Source organism: Bradyrhizobium barranii subsp. barranii (assembly GCF_017565645.3).
In the GTDB taxonomy this organism is placed as follows: Bacteria; Pseudomonadota; Alphaproteobacteria; order Rhizobiales; family Xanthobacteraceae; genus Bradyrhizobium; species Bradyrhizobium barranii.
Genome location: NZ_CP086136.1, coordinates 6567777 through 6585401 on the forward strand (window position 1 = coordinate 6567777; position 17625 = coordinate 6585401).

General features: G+C 64.5%; 20 protein-coding genes and 1 pseudogene. 11 read left to right on the forward strand and 10 right to left on the reverse strand.

Translation table 11 applies throughout. The features are described from left to right. The first annotated feature begins 33 nt into the window (after positions 1-33). Positions 34-1209 carry an IS481 family transposase gene (locus J4G43_RS32010; protein WP_208083680.1) on the forward strand — a complete coding sequence of 392 codons (1176 nt, stop codon included), beginning with the start codon at positions 34-36 and terminating at the stop codon, positions 1207-1209. 67 nt (positions 1210-1276) lie between these two features. Here the strand turns inward: J4G43_RS32010 and J4G43_RS32015 are convergent, their stop codons facing one another. Further along, entirely contained in the window at positions 1277-1921 is a 645-nt protein-coding gene (locus J4G43_RS32015) for a trimeric intracellular cation channel family protein (RefSeq protein WP_208087406.1), read from the reverse strand. A gap of 165 nt (positions 1922-2086) precedes the next feature. Here J4G43_RS32015 and J4G43_RS32020 point away from each other — a divergent pair, with 165 nt between their 5' ends. Then, positions 2087-2482, forward strand: a complete 396-nt coding sequence (locus J4G43_RS32020) for a hypothetical protein (RefSeq protein ID WP_063982629.1) — start codon at positions 2087-2089, stop codon at positions 2480-2482. Positions 2483-2644: 162 nt separating this feature from the next. Here J4G43_RS32020 and J4G43_RS32025 read toward each other — a convergent pair whose 3' ends face one another. From J4G43_RS32025 to J4G43_RS32035, 3 genes are all read right to left on the reverse strand, one after another. After that, the gene (locus J4G43_RS32025; RefSeq protein WP_208087407.1) at positions 2645-3454 is read right to left on the reverse strand and encodes an isocitrate lyase/PEP mutase family protein; all 810 of its coding nucleotides are present in this window, start codon (positions 3452-3454) and stop codon (positions 2645-2647) included. Positions 3455-3525: 71 nt separating this feature from the next. Beyond that, positions 3526-3876, reverse strand: a complete 351-nt coding sequence (locus J4G43_RS32030) for an antibiotic biosynthesis monooxygenase family protein (protein ID WP_028151163.1) — start codon at positions 3874-3876, stop codon at positions 3526-3528. A gap of 24 nt (positions 3877-3900) precedes the next feature. Next, a complete protein-coding gene (locus tag J4G43_RS32035) occupies positions 3901-4209 on the reverse strand; it encodes an NIPSNAP family protein (RefSeq protein WP_208087408.1) in 309 nt (102 codons plus the stop codon). Between the two features lie 149 nt (positions 4210-4358). Here J4G43_RS32035 and J4G43_RS32040 point away from each other — a divergent pair, with 149 nt between their 5' ends. The 3 genes and pseudogenes from J4G43_RS32040 (at position 4359) to J4G43_RS32050 (ending at position 6792) form a co-directional block, all read left to right on the forward strand. Next, a complete protein-coding gene (locus tag J4G43_RS32040; protein WP_208087409.1) occupies positions 4359-5057 on the forward strand; it encodes a winged helix-turn-helix domain-containing protein in 699 nt (232 codons plus the stop codon). 195 nt (positions 5058-5252) lie between these two features. Next, a pseudogene (locus J4G43_RS32045) lies at positions 5253-6261 on the forward strand (alpha/beta fold hydrolase). Between the two features lie 282 nt (positions 6262-6543). Then, positions 6544-6792, forward strand: coding sequence for a GCG_CRPN prefix-to-repeats domain-containing protein (locus tag J4G43_RS32050; RefSeq protein WP_063982626.1), 249 nt, complete (start codon positions 6544-6546; stop codon positions 6790-6792). Positions 6793-6940: 148 nt separating this feature from the next. Here J4G43_RS32050 and J4G43_RS32055 read toward each other — a convergent pair whose 3' ends face one another. Further along, positions 6941-7222 (reverse strand): twin-arginine translocation (Tat), encoded by a 282-nt coding sequence (locus J4G43_RS32055; RefSeq protein WP_208087410.1) that lies wholly within the window; start codon positions 7220-7222, stop codon positions 6941-6943. Positions 7223-7343: 121 nt separating this feature from the next. Beyond that, positions 7344-7658 (reverse strand): hypothetical protein, encoded by a 315-nt coding sequence (locus J4G43_RS32060; protein ID WP_208087411.1) that lies wholly within the window; start codon positions 7656-7658, stop codon positions 7344-7346. 106 nt (positions 7659-7764) lie between these two features. Here J4G43_RS32060 and J4G43_RS32065 point away from each other — a divergent pair, with 106 nt between their 5' ends. Both J4G43_RS32065 and J4G43_RS32070 read left to right on the forward strand, forming a co-directional pair. Continuing rightward, on the forward strand, positions 7765-9723 hold the full coding sequence (locus J4G43_RS32065; protein WP_208087412.1) for an alpha/beta hydrolase domain-containing protein: 1959 nt from the start codon (positions 7765-7767) through the stop codon (positions 9721-9723). A 192-nt stretch (positions 9724-9915) separates the two neighbouring features. After that, the gene (locus J4G43_RS32070; RefSeq protein ID WP_208087413.1) at positions 9916-10572 is read left to right on the forward strand and encodes a glutathione S-transferase family protein; all 657 of its coding nucleotides are present in this window, start codon (positions 9916-9918) and stop codon (positions 10570-10572) included. Between the two features lie 105 nt (positions 10573-10677). Here J4G43_RS32070 and J4G43_RS32075 read toward each other — a convergent pair whose 3' ends face one another. Beyond that, entirely contained in the window at positions 10678-11025 is a 348-nt protein-coding gene (locus J4G43_RS32075; protein WP_085405578.1) for a hypothetical protein, read from the reverse strand. Between the two features lie 65 nt (positions 11026-11090). After that, positions 11091-12623: an acyl-CoA carboxylase subunit beta gene (locus tag J4G43_RS32080; RefSeq protein ID WP_208087414.1), complete on the reverse strand. Its 1533-nt coding sequence runs from the start codon at positions 12621-12623 to the stop codon at positions 11091-11093. A gap of 149 nt (positions 12624-12772) precedes the next feature. On the opposite strand from J4G43_RS32080, the gene J4G43_RS32085 reads away from it, so the two are divergent. The 3 genes from J4G43_RS32085 (at position 12773) to J4G43_RS32095 (ending at position 14984) form a co-directional block, all read left to right on the forward strand. Next, positions 12773-13177 carry a DUF4260 domain-containing protein gene (locus tag J4G43_RS32085; protein ID WP_028154904.1) on the forward strand — a complete coding sequence of 135 codons (405 nt, stop codon included), beginning with the start codon at positions 12773-12775 and terminating at the stop codon, positions 13175-13177. 143 nt (positions 13178-13320) lie between these two features. Continuing rightward, complete coding sequence (locus J4G43_RS32090) at positions 13321-13914, forward strand: hypothetical protein (protein WP_208087415.1); 594 nt, start codon at positions 13321-13323, stop codon at positions 13912-13914. Between the two features lie 74 nt (positions 13915-13988). Further along, positions 13989-14984: a dienelactone hydrolase family protein gene (locus J4G43_RS32095; RefSeq protein WP_208087416.1), complete on the forward strand. Its 996-nt coding sequence runs from the start codon at positions 13989-13991 to the stop codon at positions 14982-14984. A 212-nt stretch (positions 14985-15196) separates the two neighbouring features. On the opposite strand, the gene J4G43_RS32100 is transcribed toward J4G43_RS32095, so the two are convergent. Further along, positions 15197-15853, reverse strand: a complete 657-nt coding sequence (locus J4G43_RS32100) for a carboxymuconolactone decarboxylase family protein (RefSeq protein WP_208087417.1) — start codon at positions 15851-15853, stop codon at positions 15197-15199. Positions 15854-15982: 129 nt separating this feature from the next. Here J4G43_RS32100 and J4G43_RS32105 point away from each other — a divergent pair. Then, a protein-coding gene (locus J4G43_RS32105) for an IS5-like element ISBj2 family transposase (protein ID WP_110115815.1) occupies positions 15983-16743 on the forward strand; the annotation gives its coding sequence in 2 pieces (ribosomal slippage) (positions 15983-16322 and positions 16322-16743; 762 coding nt in all). Between the two features lie 9 nt (positions 16744-16752). On the opposite strand, the gene blaOXA is transcribed toward J4G43_RS32105, so the two are convergent. Continuing rightward, positions 16753-17610 carry a class D beta-lactamase gene (gene blaOXA / locus J4G43_RS32110; RefSeq protein ID WP_210387375.1) on the reverse strand — a complete coding sequence of 286 codons (858 nt, stop codon included), beginning with the start codon at positions 17608-17610 and terminating at the stop codon, positions 16753-16755. Positions 17611-17625: the final 15 nt, after the last annotated feature.

Consider the following 17625-nt stretch of genomic DNA (forward strand, 5'->3'; position numbering starts at 1 on the left):
TTGGCTGGATTGGTCCGATTCGGGAGGCCGTCCATGCCTTGGAGCGAGGTGTCAGTGATGGATCAGCGTCACGAGTTTGTGCGGCTGGCTTTGCAGGAGGGCGCCAACCGGCGCGAACTGTGCCGTCGGTTCAACATCAGTCCTGACGTCGGCTACAAGTGGCTGGCGCGCTGGCAGGCCGGCGATCGGGAGCTGGCCGACCGCTCCCGGCGCCCGCATGCGATGCCCAAGCGGAGTGAGGCTGCGGTCGAAGTAGAAGTCCTGGCTGTACGCGACAAGCATCCGGCTTGGGGAGCACGGAAGATTGCCCATTGCCTGAAGCGGGGCGGGCAGACGGTGCCTGTGCCATCAACGGTGCACCAGATCCTGTGTCGGAACGGCCGGGTCAAACCGAGTGAGAATGCGCCGCCCAATCCGGGCCACCGGTTCGAGAAGGAAGCTCCCAATCTGCTGTGGCAGATGGACTTCAAGGGCCACCTGCCGCTGGCCGACGGGACACGATGCCATCCGCTGACCATCGTCGACGATCACTCGCGCTACGTGCTGTGCCTGAAGGCATGTGCCGACGAGCAGCGTCTCACCGTGCAGAATCACCTGTCGACGACGTTCCGCTGCTATGGCCTGCCAGAGGCCTTCTACACCGACAATGGCTCACCCTGGGGCGATACGTCCGGCATTCGTTGGACCGGACTGAAGGTGTGGCTGCTCAAGCTTGGCGTCAGGGTGGTGCACGCCAGGCCATGCCACCCACAGGCCCGCGGCAAGAACGAGCGCTTCCATCGCACCCTGAAGGCCGAGGTGTTTGCAATGCGCCGCTTCCGAACTCTCCCGGAAGTCCAGCGCGCCTTCGACGCCTGGCGGCCGGTCTACAATCTGGAGCGGCCTCACCAAGGCCTCGATATGCAGGTCCCTGCCGATCGCTTCCGGCCAAGTGCTCGCCCCATGCCGGCCCGCGTTCCGAACGTCGAATACGACAGCGGCGAGATCGTGCGCAGGGTCTCATCGACAAGACCCTACATCTCCTTCAAGGGACGCTTCTGGAAAGTTCCCCAGGCCTTCGCCCGCGAACGCCTTGCCATCCGGCCACTGGTTCGTGACGGCCACTACGGAATCTTCTTCGCCAGCTGGCAGGTCGCATCGATCGACTTGACCAATGGCCAACCTGTCAGTGATGTGTCCGAACAGGTGTCAGCCATGTCTCCGGACTAAACAACAGGCCCGGCCATGACGCCGTGGATGCGATAGCGCTCAAACTCTACGAAAGGCGAAGTAAGCCCTACCGCTCCTCGCCTTCCGTGAACACGAATTTCGGCATCTCCCATTTGTAGCGCACCGCGAGCAGGCGGAAGCTGACGCCGAGGACAAACGTCAAGATCGTCCAGAGCTCCGCGTTGAGTTTCAAGCCGAACGCGGTGGCGTAGAACAGGCCGGTCGCCACCGAAACGGTCGCGTAGAGCTCGGAGCGGAACAGCAGCGGCACGTCGTTGCAGAGCACATCGCGCAGCACCCCGCCCGCGCAGCCGGTCACCATGCCGGAGACGATGACGATCGGCAGCGTGGCACCCGTCTGCCAGGCGATGTCGCAGCCGGCCATGGTGAAGACCACGAGGCCGATGGCATCAAGCACGATGAAGGCCACCTTCAGCCGATGCACGAGCTGCGCGATCAGGATGGTGAGGAAGGCAGCGCCGCCGGCCAGCGCGAGGTAGATGGGATGAGCGACCCAGGCCAGCGGATAGTGCCCGAGGAAGAGATCGCGCAAGGTGCCGCCGCCGAGCGCGGTGATACAGCCGAGGAAGCAGACGCCGAGCCAGTCCATGCTCCGGCGGCCGGCCGCGAGCGCGGCGGTCATGCCTTGCGCTGCGACCGCGACCAGCGACAACAGATGCAGCACGCTATCGCTCGGCGGCACGCTCCACATCGCTTGTTCCCTTCCCCATCGATGGAACCGACGCGCACGGTTCCAAAATGAACAGGTTCCCGATTCCTCGCGCAAGGGCAACATGCGACGAAAGCACTAGGGAGGGCGGAACAGAATCTCGCATCTAGGGGTTGTCCAGCCGCAATAATCGAGGAGACAAAATCGATGGCTGACGACCGTTTTCCCAACGATCCGTATCGCCCGAATCTCGCCGATGATGAGTATGTCCGTGCGGCGCGACGGGATGCCGAGCTTCAGGTCGATCCCGAGCTTGGCGAAGGCCCCGCCTCCAGCGGCAAGGTAGCCTTGTTCGCAGTGGCGATCGCCTTGGTACTGGGTGCCGTGTTCTACGGACTGAACAACACGAGCACCGGCAACCAGGCCAGCAACACGCCGGCAACGCAGACCGCCCAGCAGGCTCCGCCTGCGAATCCGGCCGCGCCTCCCGGCATGCGCGATGTGACGCCGCGCAACAACACGGGACCCGGCGTGACCACGGGTGCTGCCCCGAGCAAGCCGGCGGCGCCTGATCCGGCCGCCCCGTCCGAGGGCGCGAAGTAACGACAACAACTGTCGTCGCCCGGCTTGACCGGGCGGCCCAGTATTCCACCAGCGGCAGCGATTGAATCGAGAAGTCGCGGCGTACCGGATGCCCCGCTTGCGCGGGGCATGACACCGAGAGGATGAGAGAGCGGCGGGACCTCACATCCCGCCGCTTTTCGTTTAGCTGAATATCTTGTTGAGTTCGCCGCCGGAATAGCCGGTGCCGAGCTCGGTAAAGGTCCCCTTCTCCGCCATCTCCTTCGCGGCGCGCATGAAGCCGCCCCAGGCGGCGCGGGCGAGCGAGCCGCCGACGCTGATGCGGCGCACGCCGAGATCAGCGGCCTCCTGCAAGGACAGGCCGGACGCGCCGATCAGCAGGTTGAACGGCTTTGGGGCGACAGCCTTCACCACCGCGGCGATGTCCTCGCGCGTCTTCAGGCCCGGCGCGTAGAGGCAGTCGGCTCCCGCGTCGGCGTAAGCGGTAAGCCGGTCGATGACGAGCTTGAGGTCGGTCACGCCCCACAAATACGCCTCGCAGCGACCGACCAGCAGCGTTCCGCTGTCGCCGATCGCCTTGCGCGAGGCCTTGATGCGCTCGACCGCCAGCGCGCGCTCGTAGAGCGGCTTGTCCTTGTCGCCGGTGGAGTCCTCGATCGAGAGGCCGGCGACGCCGGTGCGCACACCGCGCTCGACATTGTCCGCCACCTTGTCCGGCTCGACGGCAAAGCCGCCCTCGAAATCCGCATTCACGGGGATGTCGACGGCCGAGCACAATGCTGCCAGATGCTGACAGACGTCATCGACCGTAACGTGGTTGTCGGCCTTGCCGATGGTCCAGGCAAAGCCCGCGCTCGATGAGGCCAGTGCCTTGAACCCGAGATGCTGCAACGCCTTGGCGCTGCCGACGTCGACCGGATTGGGCAGGATGAAGCAGCCGCTCTCGTGCATCGTCTTGAACGTCGCGCGCTTGTCAGCGGTTGTCACATGCATGTTTCTCTCCCTTGTTGGCCGCGCAGAGATAAGCGCGCGCACTGGGCAGCGCCAGTGCGCGCCCGCAAAAGCTAGTGCGCGTCGTGCACGGCGCGGCTGTCCTTCGGCGCCTGCTCGCGATCATTCATGCCGTAGTCGCGGATGACGCTGGCGATGCGCAGGTGATAATCGGCAAAGATCTTTGCCCTGCCCTTCGCCTGCGTGCGCCGGTGCTCCATCGTGTTCCGCCATGCCTGTACCGCCGCCTCGTCCCGCCAGAACGACACCGACAGGATCTTGCCCTTCTCGGTCAGGCTTTCAAAGCGCTCGACCGAGATAAAGCCATCGATGGTTTGCAGGATCGGCTTCAGGTCGGCCGCGAGGTCGAAGTAGTCCTGGCGATGTTCCGGCTTGGGCCAGACTTCGAAAATCACGGCAATCATGGGCGTCTCCTTTGCGTTGGCGGTCTACAATACCACCTTGCGCAGGAAGGTGCGCTCTTCCGCGAGGATGAATTGGTTCTCCTCGGCGAAATGGAAATTGGCCATGCCGTCTGCGTCCTGCCGCAGCCGGGCGCGATAGGCCTCATAGGCGGCCAGACTCTCGAACGTGATTAGCGCAAACGCGATGTTGTTGGTGCCCTCATGCGGCATGAAATAGCCGATCAGGTCGCCGCCGCATTTCGGGATGATGGTGAGCCAGCGCTTCGAGTATTCCTCGAACTGCGCGCGCTTGAAGGGATCGAGCTGGTAGCGGATGAAGACGGTGACGGACATGGTTGGCTCCCTGATTTTTCATTGCGGCAAGCGCGAGCAACACCGTCGCCGCTGAAGCAACTGGATTGCTTCGCTTCGCTCGCAATGACGTGTTCGCAGGGACAGACTACGTCCTTGCTCCACCGCAATGCTTCGGCTACCATCGAAGCATGAAATCAGGTCCTGACATCGCCATGATTGCCTCGCTGGTCGGCGACCCCGCCCGCGCCAACATGCTCACCGCGCTGATGAACGGCCGTGCACTGACGGCGAGCGACCTCGCACAGGAGGCCGGCATCACGCCGCAGACCGCGAGCTCGCATCTGGCCAAGCTCGAGGCCGGCGGGCTGATCGAGCCAGAGAAGCAGGGTCGCCACCGCTACTACCGCCTCACCGACGATGACGTCGCCGGCGTGCTTGAAGGCCTTGCGGGACTTGCCGCGCGCACCGGCCACATGCGCGTGCGCACCGGGCCGAAGGATCCGGCGCTGCGGCGCGCGCGGATCTGCTACGACCACCTCGCCGGCGATCTCGGCGTGCAGATGCTCGACAGTCTACGCACGCGAAACCTGGTCAGGCAGAAGAAGCAGGACATCGAGCTGACGGCCGAGGGCGAGCGCTTTCTCGCAAAGCATTTGCAGATCTCGCCCGACATGCTCACTCATCCGCGCCGTCCGGTGTGCAAGGCCTGCCTGGACTGGAGCGAGCGGCGCCATCATCTTGCTGGCACGCTGGGCGCCGCCATGATGCAGCGTTTCGCCGAGCTGAAATGGGCCGCGCGCGACGCCACGCCCGGCAGCCGCGTGGTGAACTTCACCCGCACCGGCGAGAAGCAGTTTGCGACGCTGTTCGGGACTGGGAAGGATTGATCACGCCAGGTGCGTGAGATCGCACGTTTGCGTGTGAACCACGGCTTCCGTCATGGCCGGGCTTGACCGGGCCATCCATCGCTTTAAGCGCAGTGTCGTTCCGGGGCGATGCGAAGCATCGAACCTGGAACCTTGAGATTCCGGGTCCGCGTCTTCGACGCGCCCCGGAATGACGGCTCCAATTACGAGATCTTCATGAACCGCATCCTCCCGGTCGCGCTTGCCGCAGCCCTCCTCGCTTCCCCGTTCACGTCCACCCACGCCGCCGACACCACCCCGCGCGAGCCCTACGGCATCGCGCTCGAAGGCTTTGCCTATCCGTATCCCGTGCATCTGCTGCCTGTTGTCAATGACGGCGAGCAGCTCAGCATGGCTTATATGGACGTCGCGCCCGAGCGGCCGAACGGCCGCACCGTCGTGCTGCTGCACGGGCGCAATTTTCCGTCGAGCTACTGGGCGCCCGTCATCAAGATGCTCAGTGACGCCTGTTTTCGCGTGATCGTGCCGGACCAGATCGGCTTCGGCAAATCTTCGAAGCCGCAAGGCGAACTGCACTTCGACACGCTGGCGCGCAACACCATTGCGCTGCTCGATCATCTCAAGATCGACAAAGCTGAGGTCGTCGCGCATTCGCTCGGCGGCATGCTGGGCGTGCGCATCGCCCGCGCCTATCCGGACCGCGTCGCCCATCTCGTGCTGACCGCGCCGATCGGGCTGGAAGACTACCGCCTCTACGTGCCGCCGACGCCGACCGAGAAGATCATCGAGAGCGAGGACAAGCTCACACCCGACGGCTATCGCAAGCAGCTCCAGACCAATTACGCGATCAAGCTGCCGCCGGACGCGATCACGCCGTTCGTCGACGCCCGCTTCAACATCAAGGGCAGCCCCGATTATCCGCGCTGGCTGCGCCTACGTCAGCTCCGGCCAGATGATCTATCGCGAGCCGGTCGCGCACGAGGTCGCGTTGATCACAGAGCCGACGCTGTTCATCATGGGCGCCGACGATCACAACGCGCCGGGCCGTCCGAACGCGCCGGAGGCATTGCGCGCGAAAATGGGCCAGAACGCGGAGCTCGCGAAAGCGCTTGCGGCCAAGATGCCGAACGCGCGGGCCGAAGTGATCCCGGACACCGGCCACCTCGTCTTCCTGGAGGCGCCGGAGAAGTACAAGGAATTGGTGCTGGGCTTTCTCGGTCGCTAGAGCGTTTTCGAGCGAAGTGGATACCGGTTCGCGTCAAGAAAACGCGACAAAACAAAAAACATGGAGCCCCGTTCCGATTCCATCGGGACGGCGCTCCAGCGCCATTGCTGTCGCCGGAAGCCGTATGCAGAGAATGTTCATGCCGCATTCAGGTCATGATTGGCAGGTTTGGATCGCGACGTGTCGGCACGTGCCCAAATTTAACGTGTCGAATCGTGTCTTTTGATTCATTGTGCGCCGCAAGCGCCCCAAAAACCTGCCCAAGGAAAAGAGGAAGATCACATGAAGTACCTGTTTGCCGCCGTCATGCTCGCCAGCGCGGTCGTCGGTTTCAGCGAAGCGGCCAGCGCCGCCGGTGGCTGCGGCCCCGGCTGGTACCGCGGCGCCTATGGCGGCTGCCGCCCGATGCGCGGTGCGGTCGTTGTGCGGCCCGGCCCGGTGGTGGTTGCCCCGCCGGTCGTCGTCGTGCCCCGCGCCCGCGTCTGCCCGTACGGCTTCCGTTGGTGGGGTGGCCGCTGCCGCCCGATCTGATCTGACCTTTTCGTATCGCGAGATGGCCGTGCGGCGAAAGCCTGCGCGGCCATTTTCGTTTTGAACGCCTGGCGTCGCATCCGCCGGCTCCGAATAAAAACGGGGACCGCAATCGCGATCCCCGTTCAAGGCCTGGCTTGTGCCGAGCTTACCAGTGGTGGCGGTGCCAGCGCCGGCGATGCCAACCCCAGTGGCGGCGGCGCCAGCCCCAATGGCGGTGGTGGCCATGCCAATGCACCTGCTCGGGCTTGAGCTGCGCGGTCTCCTCACTGGTGGTGACGGCGGGACGAGCGTCGGGATAGCCTTGCGGCGCGCGCGCGGGATCACCAAGCGGCTGCGGCGCCAACGGCGCAGCTTGTGCGGTCGCGGTCAACGTCGCGGCTCCAGCCGCGACGCCGAATGCAAGTTTCAAAAAGTTCCGACGCTCCATGACATGTCCTCTAGGCTATCGAGCAAGTGATGCAGAGGGAGTGTCGTGGTCACGACATGAACGAAAGCTGAATCGCATCTTCAGATTCATGACATGGGTGTCAGGGACGAGCGAGCTACGGCTACGCTCCAAACTCCTGCGCCAGCACCAGCGTCTCGCGCGTGCGCTTCACGTCGGGCCAGTCGCGGTTGAAATCGGCGACGAGCTGCTTCAACGCATCGCCCTTCAACATCGCAGCCAGCTTGGCCTCGTCATCGAACTGATACATCGCCTGATGCAGCGAGGGATCGTCCAGGCTCCAGAACCGCCAGGCCTCAGCTACGCCGAACGCCTTCACCGCGTCGGGCACATGTTCCGTCTCGTACCATGTGTCGAAGGCGGCGCGCTTGCTGGCGTCGGTGACGGTGGCGCGAACGACGAAGTAGGCAGCAGGCATGTGTTTCCTCCCGTTGTTTGGCCGCAGCATAGACGGTTATAGTGGCGGCAACAAAAAGCCCGCGCGACGGAACTTGATGATCGCGCCGATGGGGGAAGGAACGGCCATGCGCAGGATCATCACGGGCGTCGTTGCGATCACCTGCCTGTGGCCCACGGCCTCGCTCGCCGAAATCATCCGCTTCGACATCCTCGCGCGCGAGCCCGCCTTTGCGGGGCGCAGCTTCGGCGATGTCGGCACCTATGAGCGCATCACCGCGCGCGCGACCTTCGCGCTCAACCCGTCCGACGATCGCAACGCCGTCATCACCGACCTCGCGCTCGCGCCGCGTAGCTCCGACGGCAAGGTGGCAGCCACCGCCGACGTCGTGATCCTGCGGCCCACCGATCCCACTCACGGCAACGGCACGCTGCTGCTCGAGGTGCCCAATCGCGGCCGCAAGCTGGCGCCGCAATTGTTCGACGATTCCGCCCAGCCCGGCGCCAACAATGCCGACAAGGCCGAGGACGCCGGCATCGGCTTCCTGCATCGCCAAGGCTTTACGATGGTCTGGGTCGGCTGGCAGGGCGACATCCCCTCCAGGCCCGGCCAGATGGCGATGACGGCGCCGGTGCTGAAGACCGTCACCGGGCCCGCGCGCGAAGAGATCGTCTTCGACAACACGACCAATCCCGCGCGCGCGACGCTGACCTGGCCGGCGACTGATGCCGCCGACCTCAAGGTCTCCGTACGCGCCGCCTGGGCCGATGCGCGGCAGGCGCCTTCCGGCCTCCTCGCAAAGCTCGTCGATCCCGTGACGGTGGAGATCACCCGGCCCGACGGTTTTGATGCCGGCGCGCTCTACGAGATCACCTACACCGCGCGCGATCCTGTGCCGCTCGGCATGGGCTATGCCGCCGTGCGCGACGTCGTCAGCTTTCTCCGCCACGACGAGACCCAGGCGAACCCGCTGCTGAACGGCCTGCATCCCTCCGTCAGCCGCGCCATCGGCTTCGGCGTGTCGCAATCCGGCCGCTTCCTGCGCGACTTCCTCTATCTCGGCTTCAACGAGGATCTCCAGGGGCGCACGGTGTTCGACGGATTGATGCCGCATGTCGCGGGCACGCGGCGGATGGCGACAAACATCCGCTTCGGCCAGCCCGGCCGCAACCCGCGCCATCCGCAGGATCCGGCGTGGCAGGCTGATCTGTTCCCCTTCACCTATGCGAGCCTCAGCGATCCCTATTCCGGCAAGACCGACGGCCTGCTCCGCCGCTGCGCGCTCTCGGCGACGTGCCCGAAGGTGATGCAGACCGACAGCGAGCACGAATGGTGGGCCTCGCATGCTTCGTTGCTGGTCACCGACCTCGCCGGCAACCACCTCGACCTCCCCGACAACGTCCGCGCCTACATGATCGCAGGCACGCCGCATTTCGCCGAAGCTTCCGACGTGATGCGCAAGGGCGTGCCCGCGATGTCGCTGCCGCAAAACCCGATGCATGCGGGCGGGCCGATGCGCGCGCTGCTCACCGACCTCAACGCCTGGATCAGCGGCGGCATCAAGCCGCCCGCAAGCCGCGTCCCCATGCGCGCCCACGGCACGCTTGTGCCGGCGCAAGGCGCGGTGCCGATGGATATCCCCGGCCTGCCCTATGCCGGCATCCATACGCTGGCCGCCTTCTCCGACCAGAGCGTGCTGCCGCCCAAGGAGATCGGCCGCTATCCCGTGTTCGTGCCGAAGGCGGACAATGACGGCATGGCCATCGCGGGTATCCGCCAGCTTGCGTTGGCGGTGCCACGCGCGACCTACACCGCGTGGAATCCACGCGCGCAGGGATTCGGCCCGACCGCGCTCTATCCGCTGCAAGGCGCGGTGGTGCCATTCGCACCGACCGAGGCCGCGCGGAAGGAAGTGCACGATCCCCGGCTGTCGATCGGGGAGCGCTATGCGGACGATGGCGCGTATGTGGCCGCGGTACGGCGCGAGGCGGCGCGGCAGGTGGCGGAGCGGACCCTGCTGCCGGAGGATGCAGAGCGCGCGGTCGAGGCCGCGAAGCAAGGCAAGTTGGCGAAGCTTGGGCAGTGAGCCAAGCCCAGTGGCCCCGTAGGGTGGGCAAAGCGGAGCGTGCCCACCACTTCTGTCGTCGGCCAAAAGATGGTGGGCACCGGCGCAAGTGCGCCTTTGCCCACCCTACGGTCCCTGCCCGCGGAGAAAAACCGTCCGCGCCTGTCGCCCGTCCCTCATCCGTCCTATGCCCAGACAGCACGGAGACACCGCATGGCCAACCTCACCCTCACCACCTTCGATTGGGTTCCCGAGATGCCGCGGGGTTTCGTACGCGACCTTCGCGTGCGCTGGGCGCTCGAAGAGGCCACGTTGCCCTATCGCGTTGCGAGCGTACCGTTCGGCCCGCGGGACGCCGCACATTTCGCGCACCAGCCGTTCGGCCAGGTGCCGTGGCTGACCGATGGCGACCTCTCGATCTTCGAGAGCGGCGCGATCCTGCTGCATCTGGGTGAGCTCAGCGACAGGCTGATGCCCACCGATCCGCGCGGCCGCAGTGACACGGTCGAATGGGTGTTCGCCGCGCTCAATTCAGTGGAGATGCCGGCCCTGCCCTGGACCATGTTCAAGTTCACCCGCAGTGACGATGGCTCACCCGCCGTGAAGTTCGTCGACGACTTCCTAAAACTCCGGCTCAAGCACATGGAGACGGTGCTTGCGGTGCGCGAATGGCTGGCGGGGTCTTTCTCCGTCGCCGACATCCTGATGTCGGACGTGCTGCGCGTCGTCGACAAGTTCGACGGCCTGGCGGACAGTCCTGCCTGCCGCGACTACGTCGCGCGCGCCACGGGCCGTCCGGCGTTCGCAAAAGCCCACGCCGACCAGATGGCGCATTTCGCTGCGGCGGACGCCAAACGCAGGGCGGATTAGCGCAAGCGTAATCCGCCAGCGCATGTTTCAACAAGGATGGTGGGTTACGCCGCGCGAACTGCGCTTCGCGCAGTCGCGGGGCTAGCCCACCCTACGAATTTCGCCTCACACCAACTTCAGCGGCGTGTCCTCAACCACGCGAAGATCGATCCTGCCGATCAGTTGCGCGCGAAGCGCCTCGGCAGCACCGATGGCGCTCTCGGTTTGCTGCAACGTGCTGATGTTCGAACCGAGCGACACGATCCCGCCTAGCACCAAGGCGATCGATCCGAGCGCCGCGGTCAGACCTGTCCCGAACAACCCAAGGATCGTGATCAACAACAGCGCGCCGCCGCCGCCAATCGCGATTTTGGATGCCAGAATGTACTTCCGGCATCGCTCGGCGATCTCGGCCAGCCGCTCGATCCGCGCCTCAATGTCTGAAATCTCGTCGGTCGGATCGTCTTCGGTCATCAGCGACATGCGGCACTTGGGTTAAAAACCCGGATTTCGCTACGCTCCATCCGGGCTACTTGTCGTCACAACGGCAAATTGTCGTGCTTCTTCGCCGGCGTTTCCACCTTCTTGTCCTTCAGCATTGCCAGCGCACGCGCGATCCGCTTGCGGGTCGAGTGCGGCATGATGACGTCATCGATGTAGCCGCGCTCGGCTGCGATGAACGGCGACAGGAAGCGATCTTCGTATTCCTTGGTGCGCGCGGCGATCTTGTCGGGGTCGCCGATGTCACTGCGGAAGATGATCTCGACCGCGCCCTTGGCGCCCATCACCGCGATCTGGGCGGTCGGCCAGGCGTAGTTCATGTCGGCGCCGATCTCCTTGGAGGCCATGACGTCGAAGGCGCCGCCATAGGCCTTGCGGGTGATGATCGTCACCAGCGGCACGGTGCACTGCGAATACGCGAACAGCAGTTTTGCGCCGTGCTTGATCAGGCCGCCATATTCCTGCGCGGTGCCCGGCAGGAAGCCCGGCACGTCGACGAAGGTGACGATCGGGATGTTGAAGGCATCGCAAAAACGGACGAAGCGCGCCGCCTTCCGTGACGCGTCGCTGTCGAGCACGCCGGCCAGCACCATCGGCTGGTTGGCGACGAAGCCGACGGTGCGGCCCGCAATGCGGCCAAAGCCCGTGACGATGTTCTTGGCGAAGGCATCCGCGATCTCGAAGAAATCGCCCTCGTCCACGACCTTCAGGATCAGCTCCTTCACGTCGTAGGGCTTGTTCGGATTGTCGGGGATCAGCGTGTCCAAGGACATGTCGACCCGGCCGATGTCGTCAAAGCTCGGCCATTCCGGCACGCCGTCGGTGTTGTTGGACGGCAGGAAGTCGATCAGGCGACGCATCTGCAAGAGCGTCTCGACGTCGTTCTCGAAGGCCCCGTCCGCGATCGAGGAGCGCGTGGCGTGCACCGAGGCGCCGCCGAGCTCTTCCGCCGTGACGACCTCGTTGGTGACGGTCTTCACCACGTCGGGGCCGGTGACGAACATGTAGCTGGTGTTCTTCACCATGAAGATGAAGTCGGTCATCGCCGGCGAATAGACGTCGCCGCCGGCGCAGGGGCCCATGATGACGGAGATCTGCGGGATCACGCCCGAGGCGAGCACGTTGCGGCGGAACACATAGGAATAGCCGGCGAGCGCCGCGACGCCCTCCTGGATGCGGGCGCCGCCCGCGTCATAGAGGCCGATGATGGGCGCCCGCGCCTTCATCGCCATGTCCTGAAGTTTCGTGATCTTCAGCGCATGGGTCTCCGACAGCGAGCCGCCGAACACCGTGAAGTCTTTCGCGAAGACAAACGTCTTGCGGCCGTTGACGGTGCCCCAACCGGTGACGACGCCGTCGCCGGGGATCTTGTTCTTCTCCATACCGAACTCGGTGGAGCGGTGCTCGACGAACATGTCGAACTCCTCGAACGATCCCTTGTCGAGCAGGAGCTCGATGCGCTCGCGCGCGGTCAGCTTGCCGCGGGCGTGCTGCGCCTCGATGCGCTTCTCCCCGCCACCGAGCTTTGCGCCGGCGCGACGATCTTCAAGGGCGTCCAGGATATTCTTCATTTGCTCCCGCCAGTTCTTAGCCTAAATGCGATTGCCGGGGGTTCTAACACGGCATTTTGCGGGCCGGGAAGCCGCTTTCGGCGCCGCAGGGCTGCCTTGCCGCAGCGGGAAAGCGCAAGGAATTACAGAGTTTTGCCTGGGAGACGACGATGAATGAAGCAACGGCCGAGACCGGCGCGGCGACCGGCGGCGTCAAGATCCTGCTGCGGCTGGAAGGCCTGACCCTGTTTACGGGGATGGTGATGCTGTACGCCTCCTGGGACGGCTCCTGGCTGGTGTTCGCCCTGCTCTTCTTCGTCCCCGATCTGAGCTTCCTGGCGTACCTGGCCGACGCCAGATTCGGGGCGCTGGTCTACAATGCCGCCCACAGCTACATGGCGCCGGTGACGCTGCTGACGCTGGGCTTCGGCTTCGCCTCGCCCCTCACGCTGTCCATCGCCTTGATCTGGCTCGCCCATATCGGCATCGACCGGGCGCTCGGCTATGGCCTGAAATATTCGGCCGGGTTCGGCTTCACCCATCTCGGGCGGATCGGCCGCCAGAAAGACGCCTGAGGGGAGTGCCGTCGTTTTGTCGGCCCCCACCGGTTGACCGGGCCGGCCGATTCAGGCTTGCTCCCTTCACGATCAGGCGCCGAATGTTGCGTGAGCCCAGTCGGTACGGCGGCGGTCACCACGTCTGGCTGCAAGCATTGCCCATGTCCGTCACGGTCGTCCCCCTGCCGCCGAACTCATCGTCCGAAACCACCGACTTCCTGCGGCGGATGGCCAGCATGGTGTCGGGGCGCAACGGCGAGATGCTGCTGCGCGCGGCCGCGCTGATCGAATCGCTCAAGCAACGGGCGATGTCGGCCGAACGGCTGTTTCACGAGCAACAGGAAGAGAACAAGCGCCTTGTAGAGCTGCGCGAGGCGACTGATCTCACCTCCCGCGCCATGGTCAGCCAGATCGCGGCGCTGGGGACCCACCTCGCCGAAGTGACCGCGGCCGCGGCGGCCGAGCGCACCGCGTTCGACGCCGAGCGCGGCAAGCTGCTCGGCCTGATGCAGGATGCGGAAAGCCATATCGGCAAGCTCACCACCGAGCTCGACGGCTTGCGCGCCTCCGTCGACAGCTTCAACGAGACCGTGGTCTCGGTGCCGCTCGAGGTGCTGCGCCTGGCACGGACGCAGTTCGATGTCCTCTCCGCCGGTTTTGCCCGCAAGGGCGACGTGATCTCGGAAGCGATGAGCGAGATCGGCGGCTTTGCGATCGACCAGGCGCTGATGGCGAAGAAGGCGGATAAGGCCTGAGGTCGTCGCGCATCAAATTGACAGTGCGCAGGTCCGTTGTTCTACTCCATGAAAATCATAGGGGGAGGATCACGATGCCGACCGCATTCCGCGTCGCTATGGCGCTCTGCATTTCAACACTGCTCGCCGGCATTGGCGCCAACGCGCAATCCCTGCCGAAGGAAGTCGCCACCCGCGCCGAGATCTATCCGATCCCCTCGCTCACCCTCTCCGACCAGCAATTCCTCAGCGGCGATGCGGCGGCCGGCAAGCCGGTGACGGTCGCTGGCGAATTCCGCGTCGCCCAGGGCACCGGCAAGCTTCCCGTCGTGGTGCTGATGCACGGCTCGAGCGGCGTCGGCGCCACCACCGAGGCCTGGGTGCACGCTTTCAACGCCATGGGCATCTCGACCTTCGTGATCGACGGTTTTACGGGCCGCGGGCTGACGGTGGTGGGGCCGAACCAGGCCCTGCTCGGCCGCCTCAACCTGATCGTCGACATCTACCGCTCACTGGAGATTCTTGCGAAGCATCCCCGCGTCGATCCTGACCGCATCGTGCTGATGGGCTTCTCGCGCGGCGGACAGGCGACGCTCTATGCGAGCCTCGATCGCTTCAACAAGCTCTGGAACAAGTCCGGCGTGCAGTTCGCGGCTTACATCCCGTTCTATCCGGATTGCTCGACGAGCTACGTTGGCGATGCCGAGGTCGCCGCGCGCCCGATCCGGATCTTCCACGGCACGCCCGACGACTATAATCCCGTGACGAGCTGCAAGGCGTTCGTCGGACGGCTCAATACGGCCGGGCGCGATGTGATGCTGACCGAATACCCCGACAGCGCGCACGGCTTCGACAGCGGCCTGCTCGGCGTCAACACCGTTGCGGTGTCGGCCAACGCGCAGACCGTGCGCAACTGCCATATCAAGGAGGGCGACGGCGGCGTGCTGATGAACGGCGACACCAACGCGCCCTTCACCTATAGGGATGCCTGCGTCGAGCTGAACCCGCATGTCGGCGGCAACCCCACGACCGCCGCGGAGTCGCGCAAGGCGGTGGAGGAATTTTTGCAAGCGCTGTTCAAGCTGGGATAGAAAAACCAGCTTGGCCTGCATGGTTCGCCCGGCGATGCAGAGCATCGTCCGAAGACGCCCGCTTTGCGGGCTCCTCACCATGAGGTGCATGTAAGAGCTGACGTCGCCACCACATACTCCGTCATTGCGAGCGCAGCGAAGCAATCCAGAGTCTTTCCGCGGCGGCAGTCTGGATTGCTTCGTCGCAAGCGCTCCTCGCAATGACGAGTCCTCTACGGCTCTCCCGGCTTGAACGGTTCCTGCTTGTCCGGCGGCACCGTCTCTTCGGCCATCGCCAGCAGCATCGCGACCATCACGTAATTGCCGGCAACCGCGGTGAGATCGACGATCTGCTGATCGTTGAACACCTTCTTCGCCCGCGTGTAGGTCTCGTCGGAAACTTTCTTGGTCGTGGTGATCTCGGTGACGAAGTCGTAGGCCACGGCCTCGTCCTCGGCCATTTTCGACGGCCGCTTGTTGGCCTTCAGCTCCGCGATGATATCAGGCGACAGGCCCGCCTTGGCTGCCAGCGGCGCGTGCGCGAACCATTCCACCTGCGAGCGCCACTGCCGCCCGATGATCAGGATCGCGAACTCATTCAGCTTGGTCGGGACCGAGGTCTCCCAGCGCAGATAGTAGAACAGGTCGAACAGTCGCTGGCCGAGCACCGGGCTGCGGATCATCGGATTGTAGGGCCCGCCGATGCCGACGCTCGACACCTTCATGATCTGCTCGCCGAGCGGCTTCTGCTTGGCGTCGAGCTGGTCCATGGTGAGCTGCGGAAAGCGCGGCTCCTTGCTGGTGGCGGGTACGGCAAACATCGTGGCTGCGAGCCAGCCGCCGGCGGCGGCCAACGTGAGCGACGACAGCCAGAGTGGCGTTGAATTCATTTTATCCTCCCGACCTTTTCTTTTGTTTGGTCGGAAGGATGCTAGCAGGTTCGTACGCGCCAGCTAGGGTCTGTACCTAAATAGCGCCACGTGATTCTCTTGCCTACGTGTTGATTCGGGGGCGAGAGAATGCGCGCTGGTTTGTTTTGGCTGAACGACAGGCAATGGGCGCGTATCGAACCGCATCTGCCGAGGGGACTGACGGGGCCGGATCGGGACGACGACCGACGCATCGTCAGCGGCATCATTCACATGCTGCAATCGGGTGCACGATGGCGTGATTGTCCACGTGAATACGGCCCTTACACGACGATCTACAATCGCTTCAATCGCTGGGCCAAGCGAGGACGATGGTGCGCAATCTTCGAAGCGCTGGCCAAGCCTGGCGAAGACGGCGTCGTACTGTCGCTCGACTCGACCTCGATTAAAGCTCACCGGTGTGCCTCCGGCGGAAAAGGGGGGAGCACAATCAAGCAATCGGCCGCTCGCGCGGAGGCCGCACGACAAAAATCCATGCGCTGAGCGATCCGCTCTGCCGGCCGGTCGTCCTGCATCTGACTCCAGGCCAGGATGCCGATATCGCTGCGGCTCCCGATGTCCTGGCGCTCGCGCCACCCATGAGCGTGCTCCTCGCCGACAAAGGGTATGATGGCGACAAGCTTCGCGGCGCAATCATTCGTCGTGGCGCCAAGCCCGTAATCCCCAATAAATCTAACCGTGTCGTCATCCATCGCTTCAACAAACGCGCCTACAAAGGACGAAATGTCATCGAACGCTGCTTTTGCAGGCTCAAGGACTTCCGGCGCATCGCCACGCGATATGACAAGCTCGCCCGTAATTTTTTGGCCGCTGTTCATCTCGCCGCTCTCGTCGCATATTGGCTCAATTGAGTCTGGACCCTAGATCGCGCCGATCTCGGCAAGGCAGGCTTGCGTCAACGGCATGCGCTCGCCGACGAGACGCGGCTCCTTGCAGTCCATGTTGAGCGCGAACACGGTGTGCGCCTCGCCCTTCTCGGCCCAGCCGACCATCCAGCCGAGCGACGGCTCGCCGCGCTCGGCGCCGAGCAAGCCGGATTTGGCGCGGATGACGCTGTCGCCGACCTTGGTCACCGGCAGGATGTCGGCGACGAGATCCTGGCTGCGCTTGCTGATCGGCAGCGTGCGGCGGCGCAGCCGGTCAACGAAATCGATCTGCTCGACCGGGTCGATGCGCAAATTGCCGGTGAGCCAGAACTGGTCGATGCCGCCGCCGATATCGCGATTGCCGTAGTCGAACATGTCGACATACTTTTGCATCCGCTCTTGCCCGATCCGGCGCGCGATCTCCTGATAGACCGGCACCGCGCTGACCGCGATAGCGCTGCGCATCGTGTGGTCCTTGTTCCAGGCCTCGATCGGCCGCTTCACGCCGTCCCAGGGGAACACGTCCTTGTCGGGATCTGTGACCACGCCGGTCTCCAGCGCAATCAGCGAGTTCGGAATCTTGAAGGTTGAGGCCGGCAGCTTCGCTTCGCCGGAACGTTCCCTGTCGCTGGCGACGATCAGATATTCCTCGACCTTGTAGCCGACGAAGGTGCCTGCCGTGCCGAGATCGGTGAAGCGCTTTGCGAGGCTGTCGCGAATCTCGTTGCGCGGCGGCGCGACGTGGCCGAACGCGCGCTGCGGCATGGTGGCGGCTGCGGCGAGAAGGCCGAGGGTGGAACGGCGGGTCAGCACGAGCAGTATCCGTTGAGCAATGAAGATGGCCGCGACCATGCAGCCGCTATCGTG

Coding starts and splice junctions, on each gene's coding strand:
- J4G43_RS32030 (WP_028151163.1), bottom strand. CDS start 3,876: ATGATTGCCGTGATTTTCGAAGTCTGGCCCAAGCCGGAACATCGCCAG.
- J4G43_RS32040 (WP_208087409.1), top strand. CDS start 4,359: ATGAAATCAGGTCCTGACATCGCCATGATTGCCTCGCTGGTCGGCGAC.
- J4G43_RS32025 (WP_208087407.1), bottom strand. CDS start 3,454: ATGCATGTGACAACCGCTGACAAGCGCGCGACGTTCAAGACGATGCAC.
- J4G43_RS32095 (WP_208087416.1), top strand. CDS start 13,989: ATGCCGACCGCATTCCGCGTCGCTATGGCGCTCTGCATTTCAACACTG.
- J4G43_RS32065 (WP_208087412.1), top strand. CDS start 7,765: ATGCGCAGGATCATCACGGGCGTCGTTGCGATCACCTGCCTGTGGCCC.
- J4G43_RS32010 (WP_208083680.1), top strand. CDS start 34: ATGCCTTGGAGCGAGGTGTCAGTGATGGATCAGCGTCACGAGTTTGTG.
- J4G43_RS32090 (WP_208087415.1), top strand. CDS start 13,321: ATGTCCGTCACGGTCGTCCCCCTGCCGCCGAACTCATCGTCCGAAACC.
- J4G43_RS32035 (WP_208087408.1), bottom strand. CDS start 4,209: ATGTCCGTCACCGTCTTCATCCGCTACCAGCTCGATCCCTTCAAGCGC.
- J4G43_RS32075 (WP_085405578.1), bottom strand. CDS start 11,025: ATGACCGAAGACGATCCGACCGACGAGATTTCAGACATTGAGGCGCGG.
- J4G43_RS32050 (WP_063982626.1), top strand. CDS start 6,544: ATGAAGTACCTGTTTGCCGCCGTCATGCTCGCCAGCGCGGTCGTCGGT.
- J4G43_RS32080 (WP_208087414.1), bottom strand. CDS start 12,623: ATGAAGAATATCCTGGACGCCCTTGAAGATCGTCGCGCCGGCGCAAAG.
- J4G43_RS32020 (WP_063982629.1), top strand. CDS start 2,087: ATGGCTGACGACCGTTTTCCCAACGATCCGTATCGCCCGAATCTCGCC.
- J4G43_RS32100 (WP_208087417.1), bottom strand. CDS start 15,853: ATGAATTCAACGCCACTCTGGCTGTCGTCGCTCACGTTGGCCGCCGCC.
- J4G43_RS32055 (WP_208087410.1), bottom strand. CDS start 7,222: ATGGAGCGTCGGAACTTTTTGAAACTTGCATTCGGCGTCGCGGCTGGA.
- J4G43_RS32085 (WP_028154904.1), top strand. CDS start 12,773: ATGAATGAAGCAACGGCCGAGACCGGCGCGGCGACCGGCGGCGTCAAG.
- J4G43_RS32060 (WP_208087411.1), bottom strand. CDS start 7,658: ATGCCTGCTGCCTACTTCGTCGTTCGCGCCACCGTCACCGACGCCAGC.
- J4G43_RS32015 (WP_208087406.1), bottom strand. CDS start 1,921: ATGTGGAGCGTGCCGCCGAGCGATAGCGTGCTGCATCTGTTGTCGCTG.
- blaOXA (WP_210387375.1), bottom strand. CDS start 17,610: ATGGTCGCGGCCATCTTCATTGCTCAACGGATACTGCTCGTGCTGACC.
- J4G43_RS32070 (WP_208087413.1), top strand. CDS start 9,916: ATGGCCAACCTCACCCTCACCACCTTCGATTGGGTTCCCGAGATGCCG.